This window comes from Tenacibaculum lutimaris, assembly GCF_003610735.1.
Taxonomy (GTDB): domain Bacteria; phylum Bacteroidota; class Bacteroidia; order Flavobacteriales; family Flavobacteriaceae; genus Polaribacter; species Polaribacter lutimaris.
In genome coordinates, this window is sequence record NZ_RAQM01000008.1 from 221,753 (window position 1) to 236,515 (window position 14,763).

Genomic DNA, 14,763 nt, shown 5'->3' on the forward strand with positions numbered 1-14,763 from the left:
ACAAAACTTACATTTTTTACAAAAAAACTATATTTTAGCAATATTACTTGAAGAAAACAAAAAAATGAAGAAGTTCATACTAGATGAGATCGATCATCAAATTTTAGACATTTTAATTGAAAACGCCCGTACACCTTTTACAGACATTGCAAAAAAGTTATTAGTATCTGCCGGTACTATTCACGTGCGTGTAAAAAAGATGGAAGACGAAGGTATTATTCAAGGGTCAACATTAACCTTGAACTATGAAAAAATGGGATACTCGTTTATTGCTCATGTAGGAGTTTTTTTAGATAAAACATCTATGACTCAACATGTACTAGACAATTTACGTTTAATATCTAACGTTACAGTTGCTTATGTAACAGCAGGAAAGTATAATATTTTCTGTAAAGTTCGCGCTAAAAATACTGCAGACGCTAAAGATATTATTTATAAGATAGACGATATTCACGGAGTAAATAGAACTGAAACTATGATTGCTCTTGAAGAAAGTATTAATGATAAAAAGCGTTTAATGCACGCTATTTTCCAAGATATATAATTCTATCATCATATTTTATCAAAAAGGGTTACGAAATTCGTAACCCTTTTTGTTGTTTTATTTATTACCATCCAAACTTTTCAAAAACAGTATTCCAATCTTGAGGGAAATCAGCTATGACTTCTAGTTTTTTATTCGAATAAGGGTGTATAAACTCTAACGAATGCGCATGCAAAAACAAATTTTCACAATTAAAGTTTTCTAGAAACATCATATTGTGATTTTTATCTCCGTATTTAGGATCACCAATTAACGGGTGACTTATTTTGTTCATATGAATACGCAACTGGTGTAATCTACCAGTTTTAGGCGTTAATTTCACTAAACTATATCTTGAAGTATCATACGGTTTTACAGGAATGTTAATGGTAACCTTTTTTTCTGTAGCTAAATGTGTTTCTGCTTCTTTATGCACATTAGCATCTCTTCCTTTTACAGGAGAATCGATAATTTTTGTTTCAGGAGCATGTCCTCTTACAATTCCGTAGTATGTTTTTTGAATTTGGTTATTCATAAACAACTCTTGAAATTTAGCAACATACTCACTTTTTTTGGCTAACAATATGATTCCTGAGGTTTTTCTATCAAGACGATGTATAGGGTACATTTTTTCACCACATTGCTCTTGTAATAGCTGTAATAATGAAGCTTCATCTGCTACATTTCTAGAGTGATGCGCATGGTGTACAACTACATTATTAGGTTTTGATGCACATACTATATAATCGTCTTCAAAAAGAATTGGTACATTCATAATATTAATTTACCTGTTTAAGTTTTGTTAGGTTTACAAGCGCTAAAGATAAAGCTCCACAAATAAAAAATCCGATAAAAAGTGGGAGAGTAGTTGAACTAACAAATCTGCCAATAACAGTTGCAATTGGCACTGCCATAATCGTTGATACAAATCCGTTAATAGCTGCTCCAATTCCAGCAATATGACCTACAGGTTGCATTGCTAAAGCACGTAAGTTTCCGAATAAAAATCCGATAGAAAAAAATTGTAATGCAAAGAACACCAATAAAATTGTTATGCTTGGATTCTCTTTTTGGTAAAATAATGTTACATAAATTAAAGGAACTAAGGTAAATACAATTAAAAAGAATGACACCAATTTGTGCATTCCGAATTTCATTACAAATGAACCATTTAAAAAAGTAGCAAACCCAACAGAAATTGCCAATCCAGCAAAAATGAACGGAAACTCATCGACTAATAAATACTGCTCTTGAAAAATTTGTTGAGAAGCACTTAAATAAACCATAAAAGACCCAGTTATAAAACCTGAAACCAAAGTAAAAACAGTTGCTTGTTTGTATTTTATAAACTCTTTTAAACCGTCATAAAACAAACCAAAAGAAAACTTAATTCTATTTTCTTCTTTTAACGTTTCTGGTTGACGTTTCCATAACCAAAACATTACTAAAACTCCAAAAATTAACTGACTATAAAAAATAGATTTCCATCCGTAAGCATCGAGCATAATTTTTCCTAGAGCAGGAGCCACCACAGGAACTAAAATAAAAATGACTACAATGAATGACATAATTTTAGCCATATAATTACCACTAAAACTGTCTCGAACCATAGCTATACTTATAGTTCTTGGCGCAGAAAGACCTATTCCTTGTAAAATTCTTCCTACAACCATCATTTCTAAGCTTGTTGAGCTAACACAAATAAAGCTAGCTATTACAAAAAGCAAAAAACCTCCATAAATAACTGGCTTTCTTCCTAAACTATCAGAAATTGGTCCTGAAATTAACTGCCCAAACCCTAATCCTAAAAAAATCATTGTTACTAATAACTGACTATCGTTAGAAGATTCTTGAACATTAATACTAATACCTATGTGTTCTAAAGCAGGAAGTAAGGCATCTATTGAAAGTGCTACAAGCGACATTAGTGACGCCATTAGAGCAATGAACTCTAACTTTGATTGATTATTTTCTTGCATTGGGCAAAAGTAGTGCCTTTGTTTTGGTTAGAGGTTAAAATTTATAAAAAAAGGCTGTTAAAATACAGCCTTTAAACAAACAATATCACGACTTTCAAAGTCTAAATAATTTGACGCTGCAAGGAATAAATTGTAGTGAAACAAAAAAATTAAAAAGTTGAAGGGTCTTTCTTCCTTAACAGCGTCTAATATTATAAATACATCTTACATAACATAAAACAGACTTCGTCAAAAATACCCTACTTTTTTTGTTAAAAAATTATCACTTCTTTTGTTTTTTTTAGAGTTATATATAAAAACACTCCAAATTATGGAGTGTTTTTATATACTTTTATATTGATTGTGATTATTAAATAAAGCGCTTATTTTATAACTATTGGACCGCCACCAGAACAATCTTTATCATATCCATCACAGTTTTGGTCGATGTTATCCCCACATATTTCTGGTGCTCCTGGATATATTGTAAAATCAAAATCATTACAATCAACATCAGCAGTATAGCCATCACCATCAGCATCTGGATAAATAACAGTATCAGGTGTAGCTGGGTTACAATCATCATCTATACCATTATTTGGTATCTCAGGGTTTCCTGGGAATCTATTTGGGTCATTGTCATCACAATCAAGGTCTGAAGTAACACCGTCGTTATCAGTATCTACCGTATCAGGTGTTAACGGATTGCAATCATCATCTATACCATTATATAAAATTTCGGAAAGTAGGGGACTTACAGCAGGGGTCATATCGTCACAATCTCCCATAACTCCATAATTGCATTCATTGTTTGGTACAGTTCCGTCTTTATCTTGATCATCTAATCGAACATCGCCATGTGTAGAATGTTCTTCCCAAGAGTTTACATTCACATTTAAAATTTTCCAGGAATCAGTTTCTACATCATAATGGCAGATATCTATTTTATTAGAATTTGATTTTCTTAATGTAAAGTTTTCAGTTTCTTGAAAATTTTCAATTGTACTGTCAGTTGTACATGCAGCTATAAAACTTAAAGTAACTATAATGAAAATTACTTTTATAAATTTTATTTTGTTAATACTTAATTGTGTTTTCCTCATAATATTTAATTTTTGGTTAATTCATTTATGTGAGGAGTTCTATTACAAAAATAGTGGTATGCTTAGTTGAAAGCATTTATTCTTAATAGACAAGTGAGGAACAATTAATAGACAAATAATAGATAGAGGAGTATTTTCAAAACATCTATTTAACATAATATTAATTATAATGCAAATGTTTATTGTAGTAAATTGGTGTATCGCTGTGCTATTATGTAAAAACCAATTTGTGATTATATATTTATTCCACATTCGTTCGTAAGCTATAATTCTATACTATGTAAAATATCTCAGAAACTGCTGTAATTCTTTTTAATATTCAGTACTTGGGTCATTAAAATTTACTATACGTGATTCTCACGGATTAAGATTTTATAAACAATATAAATTCATTTTCATTACAATACCTAGAAAATTCTTAAATATTTGAAAATCGACTTCTTTGCATTAAGACTACTTAATATTATGTAAAATAAAGTTTAAAAACATGAATTTCAAAAGTTTTATAATGTCTTTTTTTTATAATTATCAAACATATGCAATCTAAGAAACTTCAATTAATAAAAATGTTTGTGTTTTTTTTCTAAAAACCTTGCTTCTTCTCTATTCAATCTTTTTTCTTTTATTTCTTTATCCTTTCTTAAAAATTCGTAAATTTATAAGGAAGTACTCATTGTGTTTTCACTAATGCAATTATTAAAGACCAACCTAAACCTACCTCTCTTGGTTTTATTAGCTTTATTATTAAAATAAATATCCAAGAGTCATGAATAGATTTACAATACTTTTTGGCATTTTAGCCATAATCTTCCTTGCCGGAATCCGTATAATTTTTGAATATAAAAGAGCTATCAAATTTAGGTTTGGTAAATACATTAAAACTTTAAATCCTGGATTTAGATGGATTATCCCATTTATTGAAACCATTCAAATAGTTGATATTCGAGTGATTACTTTTAATATAGATTCTCAGGAAGTAATGACTGAAGATAACGTACCTTGTAGTATTGATGGTGTTGTTTTTTTTAAAATTAACGATCCTGAACGTGCAGTTTTAGAAGTAGAAGAATATAAATTTGCCATTACTCAATTAGCACAAGCAGCACTTAGAGATGTTTGTGGTAAAGTTGAACTAGACACCATACTTTCTAAGCGAGAAGAAATGGGAAAAAACATTAAGGAGATTGTTGAATTGGAAACTAAAGAATGGGGTATTGAAATAAACGATGTTAAAATAAAAGATATTCAATTACCTGAAAACATGCGCCGTATGATGGCAAATCAAGCTGAAGCAGAACGTTCTAGGAGAGCGCGTATTATTCTTGCCTTAGCGGAAGAACAGGCTGCGTCTAAACTTTTAGAAGCGGGTAAACTTATAGACCAGTCTCCTTCGGCTATTAAACTACGTTTATATCAAACATTATCGAATATAGCAGCAGAGAAAAACTCAACCATACTATTTCCTTTTCCAGAGGAAGTATTACCAACTAAAAAAAAGTAGATATTGAAATATCTACTTTATATAAAATTTTACAGATTAACAGATATAATCATCAGTAGCAGGTCTGTAACAACAAACTTTTACTCCATTTTGATAGATATAAGAACCATCTCCTCCACATTCAGTAGGAACAGGTATTCTAATTCCTCCTTTAATTTTTTGCAAAGTAATTTTTGTTAATTCTTGTGAGCCTGTTAAATCTAAAATTGATTTTTTCATAATACTTGTTTTAAAGTTAGTTAATAAAGAAACCAAAATAGTTTTATTATAAAATACGTATTCAAAAAAATCCTTACTTTTTGTATGGTATAACCTTATATTTTAATGTCCGTGTTCTCCTACCCAGCTTGTAACAAAAGGTATAAGAGACAACCAAAACAATAAATGTAAATTAGCCCAAAGTATTTTTCCATTTACTTTTTGAGTTACTTGCATTAAATGATGGTGATTATTCCAATAAATACCTAAATAAATAAAACTTAACAAATAACTAATAAACACAGGTGTTACAGCTAACAACCCTTGCAATGTAGTGTCTTCTGGTGCTTTCATTTCTAACACCATAATGGTAATTACTATAGCTAAAACACCATCGCTAAAAGCTTCTAATCTACCTGTTTTCATATTGTTTGATTTTTTGTTGATTTTTTATCCTCCAAAACGTGATGGTTCTGGTAATGGAATTTTAATAGTTTCGTTTGGTACTGTTGGAAACCTGTTGTTTTTCCAGTCTTCTTTTGCTCTTTCTATCAATTTTTTATCTGAGGCTACAAAATTCCACTCTATAAAACGTTCTTCTGAAAAAGCATCTCCTCCAAAAATATAAATAGTAGAATTTGCTTTAATTTCAAAAGAACATAAGGTACTATCATTCGCTACCAATAATTGTTTCTCTTTATAAGTGTTTTTATCACTGGTAATGCTTCCTTCCAAAATATACAATGCACTTTCTCCAAACAAATGTTCTCCTATAGTAACCGTTTTCGTTATTTCAGATTTAATTTCAATAAAATACAATGGACTATAAACTGGAACAGGTGATTGCTTTCCAAAGGCTTTTCCTGCGATAAGTTTAAATTCTACTCCGTCTTCATTCCAACTTGGTATTTCATCGGCCTCAACATGTGCAAATGTTGGTTCGCATTGTTCCTCTTCTTTTGGCAATGCTACCCATATTTGCAATCCATGAAGTTGTTTTTGAGAATGTCGCAAACGATCTGGTGTTCTTTCCGTGTGAACCACTCCTTTACCGGCAGTCATCCAATTCACTGCCCCTGGAGTAATTTCTATTTCTGTTCCTAAACTGTCGCGATGTACAATCGCTCCTTCAAACAGGAAAGTAAGTGTAGATAAACCTATGTGAGGATGCATAGCTACATCTAAATTATCTTGATCACTCAAACACACAGGCCCCATATGATCAATAAAAATAAAAGGCCCTACCATACGTTTCTGGCGAAAAGGTAATAAACGGCCTACTAAAAAGCTTCCAATATTTGCCGCTCGTTCTTCAATAATTAACTTAGTGTTCGACATAATTTATAATTTATCATAACCTTTAAAGCTTTTATCTACGATACGCTTCCATTCAGGATGTTTTTTTATATAAGCGAATACATAAGGGCAAAATGGCAACACTGAATTATGGTGTTTTTCAAGATAATTCATCGTTTTTTCTACCAAAGCTGCAGCAACACCTTTACCTCCTATTTCTTTTGGTACTTCTGTATGTATCAAAGCTATTTGGCTATGTGTTTCTTTATAATCTATAAAAGCAATGCTTCCTTCTACTACTATCTCAAAACGATGTTCTTTTTCGTTTTTTACAAGTGGTATGTTTAGAAATTCTTCTTTCATTTTTATAAATAGTTTTTTAAAGATTGATTAAAACTTCTTAGCAGACCTCTTTTATTCTTTGATAAAAAAGCAACTCATTGATTTTGAGTTGCTTTTTAATTTTAGAGTTAATCTTCTAAATATCCAAACTTTCCTGTATTGAAATCCTTAAAAGCTTCTACTAACTCCTCTTGAGTATTCATTACAAATGGACCATAAGCTGCAATAGGTTCATTTAATGGTTCTCCGCTTAATACTAAAACTACTGTATCCTCTAGAGCTTCGAGTGTAAATGTATCACCATCATTTGCGAATAAAGCAAAGTGATCTTGTAAAACATTTTCCGCTTCATTTATCTTTACACTACCTTCTATAGCTAAAATTGAAGTAGTATAATGCTCAAGAAATGTCAATTGAGTTTTCGCTCCTTTTTTCAATCGTACATTAAACATATTAACGGGCGAAAATGTAGATGCAGGCCCCTTATTTCCTTTATATTCTCCTGCAATTACCTCTATTTCTCCTTCATTATTTGGTAACTGAACTTTAGCCATTTTAGCATTTTCAATTGCTTGATATTTTGGCGGACTCATTTTATCCTTTGCAGGAAGATTTACCCACAATTGTACCATTTGAAACTCTCCTCCTTTTTTGCTCCATTCAGTTTCGTGAAACTCTTTGTGTAAAACTCCTGAAGCAGCTGTCATCCATTGTACGTCTCCTTCACCAATAATTCCTCCACCTCCTGCACTATCTCCATGCTCAACACGTCCTTTATAGGCAATAGTTACGGTTTCAAAACCTCTATGAGGATGTACTCCCACACCTTTAGGTTTATCTGTAGGTGGAAAGTTATACTTAGAGTTATAATCTAACATAATAAACGGATCCATTCGTTGCATACTTGAACTTCCTGGAATAAAATTATGTACTCTAAATCCGTCTCCTACAAAATGTGGAGTTCCTGGTTTTACTACTCTTTCTATATTTCTTTTTTTCATCTTTCTATCCTTTTTATTAATTTAAACTATATGCTAGCTTTATTTCAAATGAATTATCTAAATAATTACGTTGTGCTCCTGGTTTATTTTTTGACCAATAAGCTTTTTTTACATTTTCTGAAAGTGTAGTTTCATTCTTATAAACCATTACAATCGCTTCAGGAAATAGTACTGTAATTATCTTCTTTAATTTATTTCTATCTATTTCATTTATACCTTCTGAGATAGCTAACACACTATATGATTGTTGATATAATTTTTCAATGGCTGTTTCGACATTACTAACAGTTGAAACTTGCCAGTTTAAAATTTTAGGCATTGTTGTATTTTTTGTTACAACTAATGTTTTTAAATGTCTCATAATAAATCCTTTTATTTTACTGTAAAATTACAGCAACAAAAAAGGATATGCATTGACCTATGGTAAGAAGTGTTATTTATGTGGTTTGAAGTTTTCTTCTGCAAGAGCTTTACGAACACGACTCAAACTTTCTGGTGTTATACCTAAATACGAAGCAATCATCCATTGGGGAACACGAAGCATAATATCAGGATACATACTCACAAAATCTAAGTAGCGACTTTTTGCTGACACTCCCAATAACTGACTTATGCGCTTATATAAATGTCGAATATGATTTTGTAATAACTGCTCGTTTTTTTCTCTAAAATCAGTATTTATTTTCGATACTTCATTTATAAAGTGCTCGTCGAACATTACAACTAAAGTATCTTCTACTGCATCTATATAATAGGTAGAAGGTTCTTGAAAAAAGACACTTCCTCTGTCACTTACAATCCATCCTTCTGTAGCAAATTGCAAAATATTTTCTTTTCCTTCTTCATTTAAAGCATACATGCGTAACAAACCTTGTTCTACAAAAAAGAAATGTGAACAAATTGCTCCTTGCTTTAATAAGAAGTCGTTTTTAAAAATCTTCTTTGTTTGAATAAGTGGTTCTATTAAAGCATAATCTTGTTCAGATAATCCTCCTTTTTCAATAAAATGTTTCTTTAAGTTGGGTAACTCCATGCATCTAATATATGCTATCAAGAATATTTACACAACTTAGTTTATTCTTTTGGAGTTTTATTAATTACCCTGCCACGATAATTTATAGATCTTTTCTGATTACTAATAACGTAAATAGAAGTAGATAAACTAGGATATATTCTAACGATTACATTGTAATTTTCGGTTGTGTTATTTTTATCGTTTATTTTGAAATTAATTCTATAACTATTCTCTTTTGCTTTGTTAATAGTTAAATTTTTAGGCACTCCTTCAAATACAATTCCGATATCTGTACCTCCGTAAGATCCACCTGATTGACGTTCTCCAAAATAAGGCAAATACGCTGAAACAGTATCTTTTTTCATTTTAAAGAAATTAGTGTTTCCTATTAAATTTATATTTCCAGCGCTACTTCCGCTAGGTAACATACCCGCATTGGCTATTTGTGTCATCGCAAACGTAGCTTGAGGTTCTGCCCATTCAGATTCTATCTCAAAAGTTTTACTTTCAATAAGAACTTTTAAATTATCTATTTCTGCTTGAGTTGCTTTTCTTGAAGAGGCGCAACTAAACAGTATAAAAATTACACCTACTAAAATGCTATACCTTTTCATATTATACTGATTTTAAAACCTATACAAGATACTCAAATCTAATGAGTTTTTCAAGAGAAGAAGTTATTTTAACTATTTATAAATTAAAAAAATAAAGGAGGTTCTCAAAACAAACCTCCTTTACTATAAATGAACTTTCGGGGGGGAGACTTCATTTATTATTCTACTATAACTTTATACTATGCAATAATAAGTTTCTTAATTTGATAAGTACTACTCCTAAAAGGTCAATAATTACTCTAAAAAGTTTATTTATAATATAAAAAAGATCAGAAGTTAACTTCTAACCTTGGTACATCTATTATTCAAATATTATTTTTGCTTTGGAGGCACGTAAAACAATTCTGGTTTTGCACCTTTTATATCTCTGTAGAAATCATAAATATGATTCATATCCTTATTCATGTTATCTGTTAAATAATACGGAGGCGCTACTATAATTTGTTTGTTTTCAAAATCGAAAGCAAACATTACTACTGGTACATTAGCTCCTTTAGCTATATAATAAAATCCTGTTTTCCATTCTGTTATTTTCGCTCGAGTTCCTTCAGGAGATAACGCTAAGCGAAATTCATCATGCTGATTAAATAAATTTACAATAGCTTCTACCTTGTTTGTACTCTTACTTCTATCAACAGGAGAACCTCCTAGGGCTCTAAAAATAAATCCGAATGGAGGTTTAAACAAAGAAGCCTTACCTATAAAATTGATTTTAACACCATAAGTGTTTCTTGCTAAAATAGCTATAGGGAAATCTTTCCAACTCGTATGCGGTGCCCCAATAACCACATACTTTTTTAAATCTCTTGGAAAATCTCCTACCAACTTCCAGCCTAAAACTTTGTGAAATATAAATTTAGATATCATTCTAACAGTTATAAGGGTCAATGATACGGTTTTCCTTATAAAAATCAAATAATTTTAACCTATCTTGTCCTATATTTGTTCATTTAATAAACTTTTAAATATCCTGATGAATACCACTCTTTTACTTATTTTTATTGCTATTAGTACCCTTGTTATTGGATTTATTATTGGAAACCTACTCTCTAAATTAAAGTTTAAACAACAAACTACCGATTTAGAAAAAGAAATTGCTTCGTTACAAAACAATCAAACCAGTTTTGAGGCTCAAAAAAGAGAAAAAGAACAGTTTTTTTCTCAGCAAAAAGAAGATTTTTTAAAACGTTTAGACGAAAAAACGAAAGAAAACAATGAATTACGTCGTGAAAAGGATTTTTCTTCTATTGAATTGGCTAGAAAAAATGAAGAATTAAAAAACCTACAATTAAAGCTAAACGAAAATAAAGAGGAAGTAGAAAACTTACAGGAAAAATTCACCAAAGAGTTTGAAAATTTAGCTAATAAAATTTTAGACGAGAAATCGAATAAGTTTACGGAACAGAACAAGAAAAATATTAAAGATATTTTAAATCCACTTCAAGAAAAAATACAAACTTTTGAAAAGAAGGTTGAGGATACTCAAAAAGAAAGTATTTCTATGCACTCTGCTTTAAAAGAGCAATTGTTAGGTTTAAAAGAGTTAAATGCTCAGATGAGTAAAGAAACCATCAACTTAACTAAAGCCTTAAAAGGTGATAGTAAAACTCAGGGTAATTGGGGAGAATTGGTTTTAGAGCGTGTGTTAGAAAAGTCAGGTTTAGAAAAAGATCGTGAGTACTTTGTACAACAATCTTTTACGAATGAAGATGGTAAACGTATTATGCCCGATGTGGTCATTCACTTACCCGACAACAAAAAAATGATTGTCGATTCAAAAGTATCATTAACTGCTTACGAACAATTTATAAATACTGAAGATGATCAAGAAAAAGAACGTTTTTTAAAGGAACATGTAAACTCATTAAAACGTCACGTAGAGCAACTATCAGAAAAGAAATATGAAGACATCTACAAAATAGAATCTCCTGATTTTGTTCTGCTTTTTGTACCAATTGAACCTGCTTTTGCTGTAGCTTTAAATGAAGATAATACGTTATATAACAAAGCTTTCGAAAGGAATATTGTAATTGTTACTCCAACGACACTACTAGCAACATTACGTACTATTGATACAATGTGGAATAACGAAAAACAACAACGTAACGCGTTAGAAATTGCTCGTCAAGCTGGTGCTTTATATGATAAGTTTCAAGGCTTACTAACCGACTTGGTAAATATTGGTAAGAAAATAGATGGTACCAAAGCCGATTATGCTGCTGCTATGAATAAATTGGTTGAAGGTAGAGGTAACTTAATTACCAGTGTAGAAAAACTGAAAAAAATGGGGGCCAAAGCTAAAAAAGCACTTCCTGAAAAAATTCTTGAACGAGCTCAAGACAATGACGAATAAAAAAAGGTCGCTCTAAATATTTTAGAGCGACCTTTTTATTTATACCTTATTAGAAGGCATTGCCTTCTACATAATAAACAAACGTCTGTGGTGCATTAAGTCGTATACCTTCTCACCTACTGCTTCTAATACCTCTTCGTTATCAGCATTCATTAAAGCTTCATCAATCAAGTCAACAACTACTTCCATATCTGCTTCTTTTAAACCACGAGTGGTAACTGCAGCAGTACCTACACGAATACCTGAAGTAACAAATGGTGATTCAGTATCAAACGGAACCATGTTTTTGTTTACAGTAATTTCAGCTTTACCTAATGCTTCTTCAGCAGCTTTACCTGTAATGTTTTTATTTCGTAAATCAATCAACATACAGTGGTTATCTGTACCTCCTGAGATAATCTCATATCCTTTTGCTACAAATGCTTTCGCCATTGCTTGTGCATTTTCTTTTACTTGGATTTGATAATCTAAGAACTCATCTGTTAACGCTTCACCAAAAGCAACTGCTTTAGCAGCAATAACGTGCTCTAATGGTCCACCTTGATTTCCTGGGAATACCGCAGAATTAATCAAAGTTGACATTTTCTTTAATTTTCCTGATTTTAATTTTTCTCCGAATGGATTCTCAAAATCTTTTCCAATCATAATCATCCCTCCACGAGGTCCACGTAACGTTTTGTGAGTTGTTGTCGTAACAATGTGACAGTGAGGTAATGGATCTGATAAAATTCCTTTAGCAATTAATCCTGCTGGATGCGAAATATCAGCCATTAAAATAGCACCAACGCTATCAGCAATTTCTCTAAATTTCTTAAAGTCTATATCACGAGAATACGCAGAAGCACCTGCAATAATTAATTTAGGCTTATGCTCGTTAGCTTGTTGCTCTAAATGTTTATAATCAATATATCCAGTTTCTTTATCTACTCCGTAAAATACTGGATTGTATAATTTACCAGAAAAGTTTACTGGCGAACCGTGAGTTAAGTGACCTCCGTGAGATAAATCGAAACCTAAAATAGTATCACCTGGCTTTAAACATGCAGCAAAAACAGCTGTGTTAGCCTGACTTCCAGAGTGTGGCTGTACGTTTACGTACTCAGCACCGAAAAGTTCTTTTGCTCTATCAATAGCAATTTGCTCTACGATATCTACTACCTCACATCCACCGTAATAACGCTTTTGTGGGTACCCTTCAGCATATTTATTTGTTAAAACCGATCCTTGAGCTTCCATTACTTGGTCGCTTACAAAATTTTCAGAAGCAATCAACTCTAATCCGTTTAGCTGACGTTCTTTTTCTTCTTGAATTAAATCAAATATTTGATGATCTTTTTGCATGTTGTGTGTTGTTACATAAAGTAGCCAAAAGTACTAATTTTATTCTTCAATTTTTACAGATTTTACAAGAACTGTTTCTAAATATACTTTCACATTTTTTTTACTCATCTTTTTGGGGTAAATTGAAAAAAATATGTAGGTTTGATGAAAATATAATAAAAACGATAAATGGAAATAACTGCTAATAATCCGAATAGAAAATCTTGGTTAACTGTGGCTGAAGACTCAGATTTCCCTATTCAAAACATACCTTTTGGGGTTTTTCTAACTAAAGACGATATTATAACTATTGGTACTAGAATTGGTGATTACGCTATTGATTTAGGTGCTTTACATCAATTAGGATACTTTGACGGAATCCCATTAACAGATGACATTTTTTTACAAGATACCTTAAATGATTTTATTGCTGACGGACGTAAAACTTGGCGTTTAGTTCGTAATAGAATCGCTGATATTTTTGATGTAAAAAATAGTAAGCTACGAGATAACGCTGAACACAAAGACAAGATAATCTTTAGAATGGATGAAGTTGAAATGCAACTTCCTGTTTCTGTAGGAGATTATACCGATTTTTACGCAAGTAAAGAACATGCCACTAATGTAGGAAGCTTATTTAGAGATCCTGAAAACGCTTTATTGCCTAACTGGTTACAAATTCCTATCGGTTATCACGGAAGAAGTTCTTCAATTGTACCATCAGGAACACCTATTCACCGTCCTGTTGGACAGCAACGTCCTAACGAAGGTGAAACTACACCTAATTTCGGACCTTCAAAATTATTAGATTTTGAATTAGAAATGGCCTTTATTACTACTGTTGCGAACGATTTAGGAGACAGAATTCCTATTGAAGAAGCTGAAGAATACATCTTCGGATTGGTGTTGTTTAATGACTGGTCTGCTCGTGATATTCAAGCTTGGGAGTACGTTCCTTTAGGGCCTTTCTTAGGTAAAAACTTTGCTTCTACTATTTCTCCTTGGATTGTAACTTTAGATGCTTTAGAGCCTTTTAGAGTAGACAACCCTAAACAAGTATTTGAACCATTACCTTACTTAAAAAAAGAAGGAAAAGACAGCTACGATATCAATTTACAAATGGCTATTCAACCAGAAGGTAAAGAAGAAACTGTAGTATGTAATTCTAACTTTAAATATATGTACTGGACAATGGTACAACAATTGGCGCATCACACGGTAAACGGATGTCCTGTAAATGCTGGAGATATGATGGGAAGTGGTACCATTTCTGGACCAACACAAGATAGTTTTGGATCGATGTTAGAATTAACTTGGAGAGGTCAAAACCCTATTAAAATGAACGATGGTAGCGAGCGTAAATTTATCAATGATAACGATACAGTTATTATGCGCGGTTACTGTAAAAATGAAAAAGTTCGTATTGGTTTTGGAGAGTGTTCTGGTAAAGTTTTACCTGCTAAATAATAATCCAAACCATAATAAAAATAAAAAAATCCGATTCACATGAATCGGATTTTTTTATTTTTATTACTTACA

Annotated in this window: 16 protein-coding genes and 1 pseudogene; 4 read left to right on the forward strand and 13 right to left on the reverse strand. The window is 31.6% G+C overall.

Features of this window, described 5'->3' with window-relative positions; all coding sequences use genetic code 11:
- The first annotated feature begins 64 nt into the window (after positions 1-64).
- The gene (locus C8N26_RS07410) at positions 65-544 is read left to right on the forward strand and encodes an Lrp/AsnC family transcriptional regulator (RefSeq protein ID WP_028891967.1); all 480 of its coding nucleotides are present in this window, start codon (positions 65-67) and stop codon (positions 542-544) included.
- 64 nt (positions 545-608) lie between these two features.
- Here C8N26_RS07410 and C8N26_RS07415 read toward each other — a convergent pair whose 3' ends face one another.
- From C8N26_RS07415 to C8N26_RS07425, 3 genes are all read right to left on the reverse strand, one after another.
- Positions 609-1,298 carry a pseudouridine synthase gene (locus C8N26_RS07415; protein ID WP_120186740.1) on the reverse strand — a complete coding sequence of 230 codons (690 nt, stop codon included), beginning with the start codon at positions 1,296-1,298 and terminating at the stop codon, positions 609-611.
- Positions 1,299-1,302: 4 nt separating this feature from the next.
- Positions 1,303-2,502 carry a multidrug effflux MFS transporter gene (locus C8N26_RS07420; RefSeq protein WP_120186741.1) on the reverse strand — a complete coding sequence of 400 codons (1,200 nt, stop codon included), beginning with the start codon at positions 2,500-2,502 and terminating at the stop codon, positions 1,303-1,305.
- 362 nt (positions 2,503-2,864) lie between these two features.
- A complete protein-coding gene (locus tag C8N26_RS07425; protein WP_120186742.1) occupies positions 2,865-3,584 on the reverse strand; it encodes a putative metal-binding motif-containing protein in 720 nt (239 codons plus the stop codon).
- 766 nt (positions 3,585-4,350) lie between these two features.
- Between C8N26_RS07425 and C8N26_RS07430 the strand changes: the two genes are divergently transcribed.
- On the forward strand, positions 4,351-5,085 hold the full coding sequence (locus C8N26_RS07430; protein WP_028891963.1) for a slipin family protein: 735 nt from the start codon (positions 4,351-4,353) through the stop codon (positions 5,083-5,085).
- 36 nt (positions 5,086-5,121) lie between these two features.
- Here C8N26_RS07430 and C8N26_RS07435 read toward each other — a convergent pair whose 3' ends face one another.
- From C8N26_RS07435 to C8N26_RS07475, 9 genes and pseudogenes are all read right to left on the reverse strand, one after another.
- Entirely contained in the window at positions 5,122-5,304 is a 183-nt protein-coding gene (locus tag C8N26_RS07435) for a hypothetical protein (RefSeq protein ID WP_147418491.1), read from the reverse strand.
- Positions 5,305-5,415: 111 nt separating this feature from the next.
- Positions 5,416-5,709, reverse strand: a pseudogene (locus C8N26_RS07440) (TMEM175 family protein); the annotation flags it as partial.
- 24 nt (positions 5,710-5,733) lie between these two features.
- Positions 5,734-6,621 (reverse strand): pirin family protein, encoded by an 888-nt coding sequence (locus tag C8N26_RS07445; protein ID WP_120186744.1) that lies wholly within the window; start codon positions 6,619-6,621, stop codon positions 5,734-5,736.
- A 3-nt stretch (positions 6,622-6,624) separates the two neighbouring features.
- Entirely contained in the window at positions 6,625-6,942 is a 318-nt protein-coding gene (locus C8N26_RS07450; protein WP_120186745.1) for a GNAT family N-acetyltransferase, read from the reverse strand.
- 107 nt (positions 6,943-7,049) lie between these two features.
- The gene (locus C8N26_RS07455) at positions 7,050-7,922 is read right to left on the reverse strand and encodes a pirin family protein (protein WP_120186746.1); all 873 of its coding nucleotides are present in this window, start codon (positions 7,920-7,922) and stop codon (positions 7,050-7,052) included.
- Positions 7,923-7,938: 16 nt separating this feature from the next.
- Complete coding sequence (locus C8N26_RS07460; RefSeq protein WP_120186747.1) at positions 7,939-8,283, reverse strand: hypothetical protein; 345 nt, start codon at positions 8,281-8,283, stop codon at positions 7,939-7,941.
- Positions 8,284-8,355: 72 nt separating this feature from the next.
- Positions 8,356-8,955 (reverse strand): Crp/Fnr family transcriptional regulator, encoded by a 600-nt coding sequence (locus C8N26_RS07465; RefSeq protein WP_120186748.1) that lies wholly within the window; start codon positions 8,953-8,955, stop codon positions 8,356-8,358.
- A gap of 41 nt (positions 8,956-8,996) precedes the next feature.
- Positions 8,997-9,551, reverse strand: a complete 555-nt coding sequence (locus tag C8N26_RS07470) for a DUF4251 domain-containing protein (protein WP_120186749.1) — start codon at positions 9,549-9,551, stop codon at positions 8,997-8,999.
- A 312-nt stretch (positions 9,552-9,863) separates the two neighbouring features.
- Entirely contained in the window at positions 9,864-10,418 is a 555-nt protein-coding gene (locus C8N26_RS07475; protein ID WP_120186750.1) for a lysophospholipid acyltransferase family protein, read from the reverse strand.
- Positions 10,419-10,524: 106 nt separating this feature from the next.
- On the opposite strand from C8N26_RS07475, the gene rmuC reads away from it, so the two are divergent.
- Entirely contained in the window at positions 10,525-11,904 is a 1,380-nt protein-coding gene (gene rmuC, locus C8N26_RS07480) for a DNA recombination protein RmuC (RefSeq protein ID WP_120186751.1), read from the forward strand.
- A 66-nt stretch (positions 11,905-11,970) separates the two neighbouring features.
- On the opposite strand, the gene glyA is transcribed toward rmuC, so the two are convergent.
- Positions 11,971-13,245 carry a serine hydroxymethyltransferase gene (gene glyA, locus C8N26_RS07485; protein ID WP_028891952.1) on the reverse strand — a complete coding sequence of 425 codons (1,275 nt, stop codon included), beginning with the start codon at positions 13,243-13,245 and terminating at the stop codon, positions 11,971-11,973.
- Between the two features lie 168 nt (positions 13,246-13,413).
- On the opposite strand from glyA, the gene fahA reads away from it, so the two are divergent.
- Positions 13,414-14,691, forward strand: coding sequence for a fumarylacetoacetase (gene fahA / locus C8N26_RS07490; protein ID WP_120186752.1), 1,278 nt, complete (start codon positions 13,414-13,416; stop codon positions 14,689-14,691).
- Positions 14,692-14,763 lie beyond the last annotated feature (72 nt).